This window comes from Olleya sediminilitoris (assembly GCF_016785945.1).
Lineage (GTDB): Bacteria > Bacteroidota > Bacteroidia > Flavobacteriales > Flavobacteriaceae > Olleya > Olleya sediminilitoris.
Map to the genome: position 1 here is coordinate 26,393 of NZ_JAEMEF010000011.1, position 16,423 is coordinate 42,815.

19 protein-coding genes are annotated in these 16,423 nt (G+C 31.2%); 8 read left to right on the forward strand and 11 right to left on the reverse strand.

Annotated elements, in window-relative coordinates; all coding sequences use genetic code 11:
• Window positions 1–28: 28 nt before the first annotated feature.
• Complete coding sequence (locus JAO71_RS12010) at window positions 29–475, reverse strand: hypothetical protein (RefSeq protein ID WP_054852110.1); 447 nt, start codon at window positions 473–475, stop codon at window positions 29–31.
• A gap of 152 nt (window positions 476–627) precedes the next feature.
• Between JAO71_RS12010 and greA the strand changes: the two genes are divergently transcribed.
• The gene (greA, locus tag JAO71_RS12015; RefSeq protein WP_028289672.1) at window positions 628–1,101 is read left to right on the forward strand and encodes a transcription elongation factor GreA; all 474 of its coding nucleotides are present in this window, start codon (window positions 628–630) and stop codon (window positions 1,099–1,101) included.
• A gap of 132 nt (window positions 1,102–1,233) precedes the next feature.
• Window positions 1,234–1,623 carry an HIT family protein gene (locus JAO71_RS12020; RefSeq protein WP_054852109.1) on the forward strand — a complete coding sequence of 130 codons (390 nt, stop codon included), beginning with the start codon at window positions 1,234–1,236 and terminating at the stop codon, window positions 1,621–1,623.
• On the opposite strand, the gene JAO71_RS12025 is transcribed toward JAO71_RS12020, so the two are convergent.
• Both JAO71_RS12025 and JAO71_RS12030 read right to left on the reverse strand, forming a co-directional pair.
• Window positions 1,618–1,968 carry a hypothetical protein gene (locus JAO71_RS12025; protein WP_203001019.1) on the reverse strand — a complete coding sequence of 117 codons (351 nt, stop codon included), beginning with the start codon at window positions 1,966–1,968 and terminating at the stop codon, window positions 1,618–1,620. The genes JAO71_RS12020 and JAO71_RS12025 overlap by 6 nt on opposite strands.
• Window positions 1,969–3,156, reverse strand: coding sequence for a sensor histidine kinase (locus JAO71_RS12030; protein WP_203001021.1), 1,188 nt, complete (start codon window positions 3,154–3,156; stop codon window positions 1,969–1,971).
• A 121-nt stretch (window positions 3,157–3,277) separates the two neighbouring features.
• On the opposite strand from JAO71_RS12030, the gene JAO71_RS12035 reads away from it, so the two are divergent.
• The 3 genes from JAO71_RS12035 to aat all read left to right on the forward strand — a co-directional run bounded on the left by JAO71_RS12035 (window position 3,278) and on the right by aat (window position 5,287).
• Entirely contained in the window at window positions 3,278–4,132 is an 855-nt protein-coding gene (locus JAO71_RS12035; RefSeq protein ID WP_054852108.1) for a flavin reductase family protein, read from the forward strand.
• Between the two features lie 45 nt (window positions 4,133–4,177).
• Window positions 4,178–4,552 carry a DUF3127 domain-containing protein gene (locus JAO71_RS12040; protein WP_028289677.1) on the forward strand — a complete coding sequence of 125 codons (375 nt, stop codon included), beginning with the start codon at window positions 4,178–4,180 and terminating at the stop codon, window positions 4,550–4,552.
• A gap of 108 nt (window positions 4,553–4,660) precedes the next feature.
• Window positions 4,661–5,287, forward strand: a complete 627-nt coding sequence (aat, locus tag JAO71_RS12045; protein ID WP_116823962.1) for a leucyl/phenylalanyl-tRNA--protein transferase — start codon at window positions 4,661–4,663, stop codon at window positions 5,285–5,287.
• Here the strand turns inward: aat and JAO71_RS12050 are convergent.
• Entirely contained in the window at window positions 5,284–5,847 is a 564-nt protein-coding gene (locus tag JAO71_RS12050) for a DNA-3-methyladenine glycosylase I (RefSeq protein ID WP_116823963.1), read from the reverse strand. The genes aat and JAO71_RS12050 overlap by 4 nt on opposite strands.
• A 265-nt stretch (window positions 5,848–6,112) precedes the next feature.
• On the opposite strand from JAO71_RS12050, the gene JAO71_RS12055 reads away from it, so the two are divergent.
• Entirely contained in the window at window positions 6,113–6,733 is a 621-nt protein-coding gene (locus JAO71_RS12055) for a thioredoxin family protein (RefSeq protein ID WP_203001023.1), read from the forward strand.
• Between the two features lie 2 nt (window positions 6,734–6,735).
• Here JAO71_RS12055 and JAO71_RS12060 read toward each other — a convergent pair whose 3' ends face one another.
• The 6 genes from JAO71_RS12060 to JAO71_RS12085 all read right to left on the reverse strand — a co-directional run bounded on the left by JAO71_RS12060 (window position 6,736) and on the right by JAO71_RS12085 (window position 10,601).
• Entirely contained in the window at window positions 6,736–7,458 is a 723-nt protein-coding gene (locus JAO71_RS12060; protein ID WP_203001025.1) for an energy transducer TonB family protein, read from the reverse strand.
• 67 nt (window positions 7,459–7,525) lie between these two features.
• A complete protein-coding gene (truB, locus tag JAO71_RS12065; protein ID WP_116823967.1) occupies window positions 7,526–8,221 on the reverse strand; it encodes a tRNA pseudouridine(55) synthase TruB in 696 nt (231 codons plus the stop codon).
• Between the two features lie 4 nt (window positions 8,222–8,225).
• Window positions 8,226–9,020 carry an undecaprenyl-diphosphate phosphatase gene (locus JAO71_RS12070; RefSeq protein WP_203001027.1) on the reverse strand — a complete coding sequence of 265 codons (795 nt, stop codon included), beginning with the start codon at window positions 9,018–9,020 and terminating at the stop codon, window positions 8,226–8,228.
• A gap of 91 nt (window positions 9,021–9,111) precedes the next feature.
• Window positions 9,112–9,372 carry a DUF3098 domain-containing protein gene (locus JAO71_RS12075; protein ID WP_028289684.1) on the reverse strand — a complete coding sequence of 87 codons (261 nt, stop codon included), beginning with the start codon at window positions 9,370–9,372 and terminating at the stop codon, window positions 9,112–9,114.
• 73 nt (window positions 9,373–9,445) lie between these two features.
• Window positions 9,446–9,589 (reverse strand): hypothetical protein, encoded by a 144-nt coding sequence (locus JAO71_RS12080; RefSeq protein WP_162874902.1) that lies wholly within the window; start codon window positions 9,587–9,589, stop codon window positions 9,446–9,448.
• 136 nt (window positions 9,590–9,725) lie between these two features.
• Window positions 9,726–10,601 carry a cell division protein FtsX gene (locus JAO71_RS12085; protein ID WP_203001029.1) on the reverse strand — a complete coding sequence of 292 codons (876 nt, stop codon included), beginning with the start codon at window positions 10,599–10,601 and terminating at the stop codon, window positions 9,726–9,728.
• A 139-nt stretch (window positions 10,602–10,740) separates the two neighbouring features.
• Between JAO71_RS12085 and JAO71_RS12090 the strand changes: the two genes are divergently transcribed.
• Together JAO71_RS12090 and JAO71_RS12095 are read left to right on the forward strand one after the other, a co-directional pair.
• Window positions 10,741–13,866 carry a leucine--tRNA ligase gene (locus tag JAO71_RS12090; protein ID WP_203001031.1) on the forward strand — a complete coding sequence of 1,042 codons (3,126 nt, stop codon included), beginning with the start codon at window positions 10,741–10,743 and terminating at the stop codon, window positions 13,864–13,866.
• Between the two features lie 210 nt (window positions 13,867–14,076).
• Window positions 14,077–15,039: a hypothetical protein gene (locus JAO71_RS12095; RefSeq protein WP_203001033.1), complete on the forward strand. Its 963-nt coding sequence runs from the start codon at window positions 14,077–14,079 to the stop codon at window positions 15,037–15,039.
• Here the strand turns inward: JAO71_RS12095 and JAO71_RS12100 are convergent, their stop codons facing one another.
• Window positions 15,040–16,419 carry a TlpA family protein disulfide reductase gene (locus JAO71_RS12100; RefSeq protein WP_054852100.1) on the reverse strand — a complete coding sequence of 460 codons (1,380 nt, stop codon included), beginning with the start codon at window positions 16,417–16,419 and terminating at the stop codon, window positions 15,040–15,042.
• Between the last annotated feature and the right edge of the window lie 4 nt (window positions 16,420–16,423).

The window sequence follows — 16,423 nt, forward strand, 5'->3', positions numbered from 1 at the left end:
AAAGCATCTCTAATTTAGAGGTGCTTTTTTAGTTATTGTAAACTCTAATAACGTTTCCATTAGCTTCAACAAAATAAGGTTTTAAACTAAATTGTACATCAGTTCCATCAAAAGGTACTCCACCACCAGCAATACTATAGCTATTGGCATCATCACAACCGCATGTGGCTATGCCTCCTTCAATAGTTAATACAGAACAGTTAGTAGGTACATGGTTAGGGTCTGTAATCTCAAAAGCATAATATTGATTTCCGGTATAATAAACTACAATACCATTATAACCATAGCCATTTAATACAACAGTACCACCAGGAAATTCTAAATCATTATATTGTGGTAAGGTGGTATTTATAGTATTTGCGGTGTCAAAAGTAATATCAGGTATAAAATTACTACCGTTATCATCATCATTGTTATTATGGCAAGAAAACAAGATGACAGAACATAAAATAAGTGTATATAAAGATCTTAACATATAAATTTTAATAGTTTTTTAGCATCGCAATTTACAACAAATACGACGTTGAATTAAATATTTTGTATATTTGTAATACAATCTCGTAGCGACGAGATTTTTTTTATGCTGAATTTAATTCGGCATCTTTTTATTTAATTAACGATGAAGTTATGAGTAAAGTATCTTATTATACAGCAGAAGGGTTAAAAAAGTTGCGTGAAGAGCTTAAGCAATTAAAGGATGTAGAGCGCGTAAAAGCATCAAGAGCTATTGCGGAAGCAAGAGATAAAGGTGATTTAAGTGAAAATGCAGAGTATGATGCAGCCAAAGAAGCTCAAGGTATGTTAGAAATGCGAATTGCAAAACTTGAAGACCAAATGGCAGGAGCACGCGTTATAGACGAGTCTCAAATGGACACTTCAAAAATACTAGTACTATCTAAAGTAAAAATCAAAAACCAAACCAATGGTATGGAAATGAATTACACTTTAGTAGCAGATGGAGAAGCTGATTTGGCTTCAGGAAAAATATCTGTAAACAGTCCAATAGGTAAAGGTTTATTAGGTAAATCTGTTGGTGATGTAGCAGAAATTAGTGTGCCAAGTGGTATCATTAAATTTGATATTGTTGAAATATCAAGATAAAAATTAAACAATCTGTTTTCGCTTTCGCGGAAATCCCTAAAAATATAAAACTTTTAAAATTCCTGTTTATTCTGAAACAAAAATCAGATTAGCAGGAATCTTTTTTTATCTTTAATTTTTAAACTAAAATATATGGCTTCTATTTTTACAAAGATTGTTAATGGCGAAATCCCTTGCTACAAAGTAGCAGAAACTGAAGATTTTTTAGCTTTTTTGGACGTAAACCCTAATGCGGAAGGTCATACGCTTTGTATACCTAAAAAAGAAGTAGATAAACTATTTGATTTAGATGAAGCGACTTACATTGGATTAATGCAATTTTCAAGAGAAGTAGCAATAGCTTTAGAAAAAACTGTACCATGTAAACGTGTAGGAGTAAGCGTTATTGGGTTAGAAGTGCCACATGTACACGTGCATTTAATTCCGTTAAACACTATGGAAGATGCAAGGTTTATTAACAAAGTAGCTTTACAAAAAGACCAGTTTGAAGCTTTAGCTAAAGCTATTAATGCTAATTTATAAGTAATTATAAACTAAAAAAGTAATTACGGCAGCTAGACTTAATACAAGTACTGTAAATAATATCCAAAAAAGACTTTTGTATTTTTTTGATGACTTTTTAGGCTGAAAAGCCTTCATTTGGTAATTGTAAATACGCTCTATATCATCAGTCCATCGTGCAGGATATATTTCTGTATGGCAGACTACACAATTCATTTCTGTACTTACCTCCTGTGTAATGCTTTTATAAAAAATAGTTTCAATAAAGCGCTGTTTAAAAGTTAATTGTAAACCTTTAGTACTAAAGCACTCAGGGCAATTATTAATTAAATTTACAGTATTTATTGTTATTAATTTTTCTGACATTTATAATATAGTTTTTAAACTAATTTGCATAGTTGTACCAACTCCTTTTTCAGAGTTTAATACTTTAATCTGACCGTTATGAAAATCTTCTACAATACGTTTTGCTAAGGACAATCCAAGTCCCCAACCTCGTTTTTTTGTGGTATAACCAGGCTCAAAGATAGTATTAAATTCGTTTTTACTTATTCCTTTTCCAGTATCTGTTACTGTAATTTTTACTTGTTGTTCTAATTGAGATATACTAAGCTGTAAATCACCTTTTCCCTTCATTGCATCTATTGCATTTTTAACTAAATTTTCAATAGTCCAACCATAAAGTTGCTTATTTAAATTAACATAAATTGGGTGTTCTGGTAATTTGATGTCAAAGTTTACAAGCTTAGATGATCTTGATTTTAAATAGTCAAAGGCTTCTTGAGTTTCTGATATTATATCCGCTTTTTCAAGTGTAGGTATAGATCCAATTTTACTAAAACGCTCTGTAATAGTTTGTAATCTATGGATATCTTTTTCAATTTCTTTGATGTATTCAGGATTTGTATCTTCAATTTTTAATATTTCTGTCCAACCAATTAAAGAAGATAGAGGTGTACCTATTTGATGTGCAGTTTCTTTAGCCATTCCTGACCACAATTTATTTTGTGTTGCAATTTTACTACTTCGGTAAAAAAAGTAAACAACTGCAGCAAACAATACTATAATTAGTAAAAGAGCTAACGGATAGTATTTTAATTTGTTCAATAGTGGCGAGTTTCCGTAGTATAAAGTCCCTATAGCTTCATCTTTGTTAGTGGTATTATTAAAATAGGATAATGGTATTGGACTGTTTTCTTGTTTAAACTGCTCTTTTTTCTTTAATAAATATCTTTCGACATGTTTGATTTTTAAAGTGTCTAAATTATTAAAACTACTTATTTCGCCTGTTGGCGAAACTAAAATCATTGGTGTTGTTGAGGTAGAATCTGTTATAATAAACGTGGTTACATTATTAACTTCGCCATCCAAACCATTTCTAAAACTATTTAAAAAATCACTTTGCGCATAGGACCAAGTTTCCATTTTTCTACGTTCTTCAGCTTTAAACTTTTGAAAAAACACATAGGTGTTCCATAAAATTAAAGAGATAATGGCAAATGAAGCAGTAATAATAATCCAGCGAAACAGCTGACGATGTTTTGTAAAAAACATGATATAATTTTTTGTTGTTAATATAATGTAATTCTGTTAATAATATTGTGATGCATGTATAGTTATTAGTTTTTGGTTGGTTAACAGAATCCGTATTTTTGTGTAAAACAAACAGACAACTATGTTATCTTTTACTCCTCAAGAATTTCCGACCGCAAAATTACATGGCTATTTGCTAAGTGCTGTGGCACCTAGACCAATAGCGTTTGCAAGTACTATAGATGCAAATGGTAAGCCTAATTTATCACCTTTCAGTTTTTTCAATGTGTTTAGTGCTAATCCTCCTATTTTAATTTTTTCGCCAGCAAGACGCGTTAGGGATAATACTACAAAGCATACTTTACACAATGCAGAACTAACTAAAGAAGTAGTGATTAATGTTGTTAATTATGACATTGTACAACAAATGTCGTTAAGTAGCACAGAATATGCAGAAGGTGTAAACGAATTTGATAAAGCTGGCTTAACTATGCTTAAATCTGATATTGTAAAACCATTTAGGGTTGCAGAAAGTCCTGTGCAAATGGAATGTAAAGTCAACGATATTGTAAAACTTGGTACAGAAGGAGGAGCTGGTAATTTAATAATCTGTGAGGTTGTAAAAATGCATGTTTCAGAATCTGTTTTAGATGAAAATAAAGCAATAAACCAAAATAAATTAGACTTAGTGTCTAGAGCAGGTGGTAGTTTTTATAGTCGTGCTAAATCAGGATTTTTTGAAATCCCTAAACCGTTATCAACCTTGGGTATAGGTGTAGATGCACTACCTAAATCTGTTAGAGAAAGTGTGGTTTTAACAGGAAATGATTTAGGGCTTTTAGGAAATGTTGAAAACTTCCCTGATGAAAAAAGCATTCTGGCTTTTAAAAACCAACATAATTTAAGTTCTTTGTCCACTGAACAAAAACACCAAAAAGCAAAAGATCTTTTAAGTTTTAATGATATTGAAGGAGCTTGGAAAGTGTTATTATCGTAAATTTGCGATTTTAATTTAGACGAATATTTAATAATTATATAGAAAATGGAAGTACAAGGGAAAGTAAAACTAGTAGGAGAAACACAAACTTTTGGTAGTAACGGATTTAGAAAAAGAGAGTTAGTTGTAACTACAGAAGAGCAATATCCTCAGCATATTTTAGTAGAGTTTGTTCAAGATAAATGTGACTTATTAAACAACTATCAAGTTGGACAAGATGTTAAAGTAAATATTAATTTACGTGGTAGAGAATGGGTAAACCCTCAAGGTGAAACTAAGTACTTTAACTCTATTCAAGGATGGAGAATTGAAGGTGTACAAGCAGGAGCACCTCAAGGTATGCCAGAAGTACCACCAGCACAAGCTTTTGAGCCAGCTAAAGATGTAAAGTCAGAAGATCACGACGACTTACCATTTTAGTAAATATAATACTGTAATAACAGTATTAACATATAAAACCTCAATACTAACGTATTGAGGTTTTTTTATTATAACACTTTTACTTATTTTTCAATTAATTAATAAAGTATGGATTTTTTAAACACTAGCAATAATTTTCCTGATGTGTCTCAAGCTACCGAAGATGGTTTATTAGCTGTTGGTGGAGACTTAAGTCCAGAACGTCTGCTCGATGCTTATCAAAAAGGAATTTTCCCTTGGTTTGAAGATGATAATACAATTTTATGGTGGTCACCAGATCCAAGATTTGTTTTGTTTCCAGAAGATTTAAAAGTCTCTAAAAGTATGAAGCAAGTTTTACGTAATACAGATTTTGAAGTCACAGTCAACACAAATTTTGAAGCTGTAATTAATGCTTGTGCAGCAGCTAATAGACCAGGTCAGGATGATACTTGGATTACAAAGGGCATGATTGAAGCTTATACAAAATTAAACCAATTGGGTTATGCAAAATCAATAGAGGTTTGGTTAGATAAAGAATTGGTCGGAGGATTGTACGGTATTGATTTAAATAATGGCGTATTTTGTGGTGAGAGTATGTTTACTAAAGTTAGTAATGCTAGCAAAGTAGGCTTTATAAGTTTTATTCAAAACACTAACTATAAGCTAATAGATTGTCAAGTTTATACTAACCATCTTGAAAGTTTAGGAGCTATAGATATACCTCGTTATCAATTTTTAAAGTATTTAATTTAAACTTCATTGTACCTAAAGCAGTCTATTTCATGATCGTTTACCATACCAATAGCCTGCATAAAAGCGTAAATAACCGTTGATCCAACAAATTTAAAACCTCGTTTTTTTAGGGCTTTACTAATAGTGTCACTTAACTCTGTATTTGCAGGAGCGTCTTTATAATCTTGCACTTTGTTTTTTATGGGTTTATTGTCTACAAAAGCCCATATGTAATCACTAAAACTTCCAAATTCATTTTGTATATCAATAAATAAATTAGCATTAGTAATTGTTGCGTTTATTTTAAGCTTATTTCTTATAATACCAGCATTTTGTAATAACTCAGCTTTTTTATCTTCATTGTAGTTCGCAATTTTTTTATAGTCAAACTGATCAAACGCATCAAAAAAATTATTGCGTTTTCGTAAAATGGTAATCCAACTAAGTCCTGCTTGAAAGGTTTCTAATATTAAAAATTCAAAAAGAGTTTCATCGTCATAAACAGGTGTTCCCCATTCTTGGTCATGGTAAGCTTCATAAAGTGCATCACCAACACACCATCCACATTTATGCTTTTTCATTGTTCTTCATTTTACGATATTGGTTAATATTTATTAATATATAAATAAGTACTATTAGATGTCTTAAATCAAATAAATATAAGTTTTTGAAAATTTGATAATTAGGAATTAAGTCAAAGTATTTACAGGCTAATAAAGCTATAAATATAATGAGTAAAATAGTCTTAATTTTTTGAATAGAAAGCATTGTAAGGAATTTTCAATATTTTCTACTAATGTAACAACAGTAACTTAAAAAAAATAATAGTTGCTGTACTTTTGTAATATGGAAACAACAACACATAATAATATCAAACAAATTATCAAGGATAGTTTAACCAGAAGTATGAGTTATGCTGAATACAGAGCTTTAGTTTCGACTTTAGTCGAAACCAATTCTAACACAGGTAACCAAGTTACTGAAGCTTTAGCTAATTATACAATGTTGAATGATAGACGCATGAAACGTTGGGATAAAACTGTTAAAATAGACGAAGGTTTATCGGCTTCCATTGCTAATAAAACAATGGATCAAACATGGATAATTATTACTGAAAGTTGGTGTGGTGATGCAGCACACGTAATGCCAGTTATTAATAAAATAGCAGAATTAAACCAAGGGATTAACTTTAAAATTGTGCTTAGAGACCAAAATGAAGCTTTAATGGATAATTTTTTAACCAACGGATCAAGATCTATTGCTAAGTTAATTATTATTGATAATCAGACACAAAATGTTGTTTCTACTTACGGTCCAAGACCAAGTACTGCAACTGCATTAGTTAATGATTATAAGGCTAAACATGGAGGTTTAACACCAGAGTTTAAAGAAGATTTACAAAAATGGTATAATAAAGATAAAGGACAAACAGTTATTGCTGACTTGGTGCCTTTATTAGATAATTAAAACTATTTACCTTTAAACTCAAAGGTTATTGAGCCTAATTGTTTGGACTTGTCAGAGTTGTCAAAAGTGGCTTTTTTTGCATATTCTAATGCGTGTTCTTGTAAGCAAAGATTATTAGATGTTGATGCATTATTGACATAAGCATCGACAACTTGTCCTTGATTGTCTACAGTTATATTAATGATTATTTTACCTTGTGCATCACACAAGTAAATTGGTATAGGAAGTGACTTGTCAGTCCTTCCTTTTAATGAATAGTAGACACTACTATTGGTGTTTGCAGTATTACCTTGCTTAGCGTTTTTGTTTTGAGAACGTTTATTTAAAACCTCATTAACACCCTTAAAGCTTGTTAAAGTCTTTTCAGATATAGCAGATTTAACGTCGCTTTTTTCAGTGGGTACATCACTCTTTAAACTGTTTTTGTAAGTCTGTAACATTGGATTGTCATAATCCTCTGGAGGAGCAATGGGCTTATAAGCTTCAGCAAAATGTTTGTATTTTTCACTGGTGTTAAAGGCTTTATTTGTAGATTTTGAGTCTGAATTTTGTATTAGCTCTTGAATGTCTTCAGGAGTTTCAATTTCAACTTGCTCAATATCATAAATGGTTTCAGCTAAAGCTGGATTAGTTTTAAATACAGTTAAGTTTAACAGAGACAATACTAATGTGCCTATGATTAAAAATGTGATAGCTAACGCTTTATGAGAATTATTTAATGTCATCTTTTGGGAGTCAATATCTATTGCCTTTCTTTTTAATATACGTGTTTTAGGTTTAAAAAGATGTGATTTAGTCTTTTTTTGGTAGATTTTTAATAAAGTCTTCTATTGTAAGTCCATCATTTACATCAAAATCGCCAATTTTTGTACGTCTTAATGCAGATAAATGACCACCAGATTGTAATGCTTTTCCAAAATCATGAGCTAAAGATCGTATATAAGTTCCTTTACTACAAACCACTTTAAAGTCTATATTTAAACCATCAATTTTAGTGATTTTAAAATCTTGTATGGTTATTTTTCTAGACTTAATCTCAACTTCTTCACCAGCTCTTGCATATTCATATAGTCGTTTACCTTCTTTTTTAAGCGCAGAAAAAACTGGTGGAAACTGGTCTATTTCACCAATAAATTGCTGTGTAGTTTCATTAATTAAAGCTTCGGTTATATGAGAAGTTTCAAAGGTTTGGTTTATTTCTGTTTCCAGATCGTAAGAAGGTGTTGTGCTACCTAAAACAATGGTTCCTGTATATTCTTTAATTTGTCCTTGAAAAGTGTTGATTTGCTTAGTCATTTTACCTGTACATATTACAAGTAATCCTGTAGCTAAAGGGTCTAATGTACCAGCATGACCAACTTTTATTTTTTTAATATTGAAAGCTTGACGGATTTCCCAACGTAATTTATTTACAGCTTGAAAAGAAGTCCAATTTAAAGGCTTGTCTATTAATAATACTTGTCCTGCTTGGTAGTCGTCTCCTGTCATAACGTTAGTTTAAAAAAGAAAATATAATAGCAATAACACCAACAATTGCACAGTAAATAGAAAAGTAACTTAATTTGCTTTTTTTAACCAAGCTAATCATCCATGTACATGCAAAAAGACCAGCAACAAAAGCTGCAATAAAACCTGCAGATAAAGCTGTAATATTTTGGCTTTCAAAACTTAAATCTCCACCCAAAACGTCTTTAGCTATTTTACCCAAAATTAAAGGCACAACCATTAAAAAAGAAAATCGTGCTGCTTTTGTTTTATCATTACCTAATAATACAGAGGTTGATATGGTTGCTCCACTTCTAGAAATACCAGGTAGCATTGCTATTGCTTGAGAGATACCAATTATAAATGCATTTTTAAACGATACATTTTTGTTTGTGTTTTTTGCTTTATCAGCAAAATATAATAAGATTGCAGTTACTAGTAGCATGCATCCTACAAGTAATATACTTCCACCAAATAACTGTTCTAATTGCTCTTCAAAAAATAGACCTACAATAACAGCAGGTAACATAGATATTATAATTTTAGTTGTAAATTTTGTGTCTTCATTCCATTTAAAAGATAATAACCCTCTAAGGATATCCAAAATATCTTTTCTAAAAATCACAATAGTACTTAAAGCAGTTGCAAAGTGTAAAACTACAGTAAATAATAAGCTTTCTTCAGGAATACTATTGTCACCTAAAATAGCTTTACCAAGCTCTAAATGACCACTTGAAGACACAGGAAGAAACTCGGTTAATCCTTGTACAATACCTAATATAATTGAATCTATAATATCCATTTGGCAAAAGTATTAAAATACTATGACCAATTGATAATTTGAAGTTATAATTTAATACTCAAAACCATAATAGCGTTGAGTTGGACAAAAGTTAGTCCTTTTTAGGCTTTGATAGTATGGCATAAACTTGTATACCAAAACCAATAATTACAAGAGCAGGAGCTAAACGTATACGTCTCCAGCTAAAAATAGCGTCGCTAAATACATTTGGGTCATCACTACCTCCTCCAGACATTAATATAAATCCTAGAGCGATGCATGCTAATCCAATAAACATAAATTTATAGTTATGCTTTCCAAAAATTGGTTCGGATTTTAAACTTAGTTTGTTGTTTTTAGTGCTTTCTCCCAAAATAAAAGATTTATATTTTAAACAAATTTAAACTTTTTAATCTTAATCTAAAATTAAAAAGTTTAATGTATGCTTATTTTAAATAGTAATTAGCATGTTGTTTGTTTGCAGATACTTTTTCAGAGTGTACAATTTTTGTTTCCATTTTTTGCGTTGTTGTTAATAAATAAGCAACAATAGCAATCATACCTAGTAATACAAATGTGATTCGTTTCATAATCATTAGTTTTTAAGATTAATTAATCATTTTAAGTATTATTTGGTCAATAGCGAATTTTAAATTTATTGGTTAAGTAAATATAGTCGACTAATATACTAACTATTATTAGAAAATTAGTTAAAAACTTATTAAATTAATAAAGCTGGTCTGTTTTAAGGTTTAAAAAACGTTGTGTTGCAAAGTGAGTACTAAGCCAAGAGATGATAATTCCTAAAAGAAAAACAATACCAAACAAACTACCAATTAGTATTGGGTTTTGACGTAAACTTAACTCTGGAAAGGTCTTATCTACATAATATACAATAAACCCTAAGCCTATTAACGCAATTATGGCTCCAAGTACACCTAATCTTATGCTTTTCCAAACAAAAGGACGTCTTATAAAACGTTTAGTAGCTCCAACCATTTGCATGGTTTTAATTGTAAATCGTTTAGCATAAACAGACAATCTAATACTACTATTAATTAGTAAAACAGCTATTAGAGTAAAAATAGCACTAAGTAACAGTACCCAGAAGCTAATTTTTTTAACACGACTATTCATTAAGGTTACAAGGTCTTTATCATATCTAACTTCATCAACAAAACTTTTTTCAGAAGCAGAAGCTGCTAATTCTTCTAGTTTTTCAGAAGTCATAAAATCGGCTTTTAAATTTACATCAATGTTATTCTGTAAAGGATTAAAACCTAAAAATGCCATAAAATCCTCTCCGTTTTCAGCTTTCATAGCTTCGGCAGCTTGTTCTTTAGACACATAAACTGTTGACTTTACATAATCTGCTAATGCTAAACTTTTTTCAAGTTGTTTAACCTCTACATCTTTAGCATTGTCCTTAAGATAAATTGTAACAGTAACTTGTTCTTTAAACAAGTCTGCTACTTTTTTAGCATTTAAGACTAAAAGCCCTAAGATTCCTAATAAAAAAAGGACTAAAGCAATACTAAGTACCACTGAAAAGTAAGACGATATTAATCTGCGTTTTTGATATCTTTCAAAAGAAGAACTCATAAATTGATGTTAGTTTATAATGTAAAAATATAAAAGAAAAATGAAACCTATTCATATATTCTATAATTACAACGTCAAACTTTTAATAGTCTTATAATAAGTTTAAATTTGTTGCTTAATTAAGCAGTAAAACACAAAAATGCAATACCATTTTAACGACATCGAAGCCAAATGGCAAAAATATTGGGCCGAAAACCAAACTTTTAAAGCCTCTAATACTAGTGATAAACCAAAATATTATGTTTTGGACATGTTTCCTTATCCATCAGGTGCAGGATTACACGTTGGTCATCCATTAGGTTATATCGCGTCAGATATTTATGCACGTTACAAACGTCATAAAGGGTTTAATGTATTGCATCCACAAGGTTATGATAGCTTTGGTTTGCCAGCAGAACAGTATGCAATACAAACAGGTCAGCATCCAGCAATTACAACAGAAACTAACATAAAAACTTACCGAAGACAACTAGATCAAATAGGTTTTAGTTTCGATTGGAGTCGCGAAGTACGTACATCTACACCAGAATATTACAAATGGACGCAATGGATTTTTATTCAGTTATTTGAGTCTTGGTATAATAACACTACTAATAAAGCTGAAGAAATTTCGAGCTTAATTAAAATATTTTCTACGGAAGGAAATGCTAATGTAAACGCTGTTTGTGATGATAATATCGAAATATTCTCAGCTGAACAATGGAATGAGTTTTCACCCGAAAAGCAACAAGAAATACTATTACAATATAGATTAACGTATTTAGCCGAAACAGAAGTAAACTGGTGTCCTGCTTTAGGAACCGTTTTAGCAAACGACGAGATTGTAAACGGAGTGTCAGAACGTGGTGGACATCCTGTAATGCGTAAAAAAATGACGCAATGGAGTATGCGAATTTCTGCTTACGCAGAACGTTTATTACAAGGGTTGGATACTATAGATTGGACAGACTCACTTAAAGAAAGTCAACGTAATTGGATTGGAAAATCTGTTGGAGCAAGTGTAACTTTCAATGTTATTCCTTCTGTTTCGTCAAGCGCAGTCGAGACGTATCATCAAATAGAAGTCTTCACAACTAGACCAGATACTATTTTTGGTGTTAGTTTTATGACCTTAGCTCCAGAGCATGAGTTGGTATCTCAAATAACAACTCCAGAACAAAAAGCAGAGGTTGATGCTTATATTTTAGCAACTTCAAAACGTAGCGAACGCGATCGTATGGCAGATGTAAAAACCATTTCTGGTGCATTTACAGGTGCTTACGCAGAGCATCCATTTAGTAAGGAGCCAATTCCAATCTGGATTGGTGACTACGTATTAGCTGGTTATGGTACAGGAGCAGTCATGTCTGTACCTTGTGGTGACCAACGTGATTACGACTTTGCAAAACATTTTAATATTGATATTCCTAATATTTTTGAAGGAGCAGATATTAGTGAAGCAGCATTTACGTCTAAAGACAATGTGAAAATTGCAAATAGCGATTTCCTTAACGGAATGAACTATAAAAAAGCAACCAAACGCGCTATTTACGAGTTGGAGCAATTAGGACAAGGCGAAGGAAAAACAAACTACAGATTGCGTGATGCAGTATTTTCACGTCAAAGATATTGGGGAGAACCGTTTCCAGTATACTACGTTAACGGAATGCCACAAATGATTGATAAACAGCATTTACCAATCACATTACCAGAAGTAGAAAAATATTTACCAACCGAAACAGGAGAGCCACCTTTAGGTCGTGCAGATGTTTGGGCTTGGGATACTAATACAAATACAGTGGTTTCTAACACTCTTGTCTCGTCGAGCGCAGTCGAGACGTCTAAAGATAACGGAATTTACCCACTAGAGTTAAACACAATGCCTGGTTGGGCAGGAAGCTCTTGGTACTTTTTCCGTTATATGGAAGAAAAAGCCAACAGAGGAGAGGATTTTGCAAGCAAAGATGCACTTAACTACTGGGAAAACGTAGACCTTTATATTGGTGGAAGTGAGCATGCCACAGGACATTTATTATACTCACGTTTTTGGGTGAAGTTTTTGAAAGATAGAGGTTTTGTTGGAGTAGAAGAGCCTTTTAAAAAGCTAATTAACCAAGGAATGATACTTGGGACTAGTGCTATAGCTTTTAATATTACTAACGTCAGAGTTTCTAAATTGAAAGAACCATATAAAGTTGATAATGATAAAATATATGTTTCAATTGAACGTCTGAATTATGGAACGGATACGAAAGTTAATGTTATAGTTTCTAAAGAAATATTATTTGAAAGTACTAATATGAAGAGTTCTGTTAACTCATCAGCTATTAGTGAACTACATCATGATCCTTCAAAGCAAAATAAGCTTTTCAATGAAATTTTAAATACTCTAAATTTAGAAGAAGAAATTAAAAGTGATTTATTAGAAGGAAAAGCTGTTTTAACTTATTATATAAACCCAATTAGGATTGATGTTAATTTAGTTAATGCTTCAGATGAAGTAGATGTTGAAAAGTTTAAAAGTCATAAAACAAGTAAAGATTATTTAAAAGCTTTATTTATTTCAGAAGAAAATGAAACTTTTATTGTTGGTCGGGAGGTCGAAAAAATGTCTAAGAGATGGTTGAATGTCGTAAATCCAGATAATATTTGCGAGCAGTATGGAGCAGATAGTTTACGTTTATACGAAATGTTTTTAGGACCTTTAGAGCAAGCCAAACCTTGGAATACTGCTGGTATTACAGGTGTGCATGGTTTCTTAAAAAAGCTATGGAAATTATATGTTGGAGAAAACGGAGTTAATGTTAATAATGCTGAGCCAACTAAAGACAACCTAAAATCGTTACATAAAACCATAAAAAAAGTACAAGAAGATATAGAGAATTTTTCTTTTAATACTTCGGTTTCAACCTTTATGATTGCTGTTAACGAGTTGACACAACAAAAATGTACAAGTAAAGCTGTTTTAGAACCATTATTGGTGTTGTTGTCACCTTATGCACCACATATTACCGAAGAGCTTTATAGCCAATTAGGTAATACAACATCTATAAGTACTGCACCATTCCCAGAGTTTGATGCTAGCCATTTGGTAGAGAGTAGCAAAAATTACCCAATATCATTTAACGGTAAAATGCGTTTTACTTTAGAGTTGCCAATGGATATGTCTAAAGACGACATAGAAAAAACAGTTATGGCTCATGAAAAAACAATAGCGCAATTAGATGGTCGTACACCTAAAAAAATAATTATTGTACCTGGTAAAATCGTAAATATTGTTGGGTAACTAAAAGGGAAACGTCATTGCGAGGAACTAAGCAATCTCTTTTAATAAATTATATGTCATTATACTAATTAAAATAAAACGCTTGCAATATTGCAAGCGTTTTTGCGTATTATGAATAATATTAGTTAATTATGTAAAGCTTGACTTTGCATAAAAAGAAGCAATAGCTTTAAGTTTCAAATCTTATATTGTTAGTTTTAAATATTTATTATGAAAAACCTTTTTGTACTATTATTATTTCCGCTACTAACTTGGTCACAATCTTATGTTGGTCGTGTTGGAACAATTCCTATTCATTTTAAAATTTATGCAGATCAAGATGAAGATCAACCCTCAAAAGGAAGGGTAGATGGTTATTATTTTTACAATTCTAAACTAATTAACATTCCGTTACGAGGTGTTTTTAATAAAGAGCAATTTACCATAGTGGATGGTTATCATTATTTTGAAGATACTTTTGAGGAGTCTGATGAGGTGTTTAGGTTAAAAAAAGTAGAAAACCAATTAGTAGGATCTGTTACCATTAAAAAGAAGCGTTACAAAGTTACATTAACCGAAACAGCAGAGGATCCAATTGAAGATTTTAGAAACCCTAAACTGACTTTTATTAGAGATAGTATTTCGGTTTATAATGACAAGCAATTAGTATGGTTGCATGAAAAATATAGCAATCAAAAATTATTTAGACTTGGTAATGGGTTTACATCACAACAAAGAGCTGTTTTTAATCCTATTTTAGACAATTTACATTTAGAAAATGCTATTACTGGTTTAGATTGTAACTCTTGGTTTGAAATTGGTCATACAGTTAATCTAGTTAGTACAAAATACGTGAGTTTTACACAGCATTACAGTGTGTATTGTGGAGGTGCACATCCATCACATGGTGCAGTAAGCTATAATTTTGATTTAAATACTTTGACTAATCTTGATGACATAGAAACTTTGTATCCTAATCTTGATTTCTTTAAATTACTAAAAGAAAAATATTATGATCCAGAGGACGAGTTCCAACAAGAATGTGAAGTCTTTACTTATGAAGCTAATTGGGACTATAAGCAATGGAATCTAACATCAGAAGGTGTGGAGTTAACACCTAGTTATCCTCATGCAATGACGCCTTGCGAAGAGTCTTATTTTTTAAGTTATAAAGAGTTGTTAGAAAAGGAATAATTATTCCTTTTCTAAGTTAATTTTTTCATCCTTATTGACTTTAGGTTCTGGCTTAGGTAGTGTTTTAAAATACGTTTCAAAAGCCTTAACATCGTATGGTTTCTTGATAATTTTTTTGTTTTTATCTAAAACAAAATAACTTGGTGTAGCTTTTACATTGTAATTGTCACCAATTGGGTTGTCCCACTTTCCTTCGCCAAAAACATGATAAAACTCCGGGAATTTATAAGTCATGTCTTTCCATCTGTAACGGTCTTCATCTAATGCAATTGCAATGACTTTTAATTCGCCTTTATCTAACGTTTCAACTAGTTTATGTAACTCAGGTATTTCTTCTAAACAATGTGAGCAAGTTGTGCTCCAAAAAACAACTAAATAGTGGTTAGCTTCATCTAAACCATGCATTTTTTTTACTTCGGCATGACCTTCTTCATCATATACAATTATTTCAAAATCTTGTCCAATATTACCTATGGACGCGTTTTTAAAGTAAGTTAAGTCATTTTCTAACGTTTTGTCATTTGTTTCTTTTGCAATATCTAATAAGTAAGTACTTGCAATGTGGTTTGCAACAGGTTCTATTTCTTCAACAGCAAACTGATTCCATAAAATTTCTAATAAAATCTTTTTAACTTTTGGATTGTTTCCAATTGCTTTTTCAATTGTGTTTATATTATTGATGTATGACGTATTTTGATCTTGATTATCAATAAAATTAAAGACATAATTTAAAGTGGCTTCAATTAAAAAATTTGAATTTTGAAGGATTGGATTTCCAAAATTAATATGATTAAAATAAGCGTTTTTAGCATTTTTAGTAAATGTCTTTGCATCAATTAAGCGCTCAGGCGTGTAAGGTTGACTAGCTGTAATAAAATTAAGTACTAATTTGCCTTCAGCTGCTTTTTCAAATTCTGATTGTGTTGTGTTTAGTATTTTAATTATTTTTTTAAAATCTCTTTCACTTTTACCACCAGCTGTATAAAAAGCATTTAAGCTTTGTCCAATTCTAGACATACTTTTGTTGTATGAAATCCATAGTTTGTTTTCATCAGATGTGATGAAATCTAACCCTTTTTCAAGGTCAAAAGTTAACTCGATATCTTCGTTATTATATAAAAAATCAAAATTGTATTCTTCCTGTGGTTGTGCGTAAACTATACGATATGTTCCTGGAGTTTGTCCTTTTTTAAGGTTAAAAGTAAAGGTGCCATCTGCTGCTACGTCTGCATTGTCAACAAATATTGAGGTGTCAGCAGTAACCTGATATAAAAAAGCAAATTTAAATTGCTCAGCAGGAGTGAAGGTCCCTTTTATGGTATTTTGTGCCATTATTACACTTGGTAATAGGGCTAGTAAAAAAAATAATTTCTTATACATTATG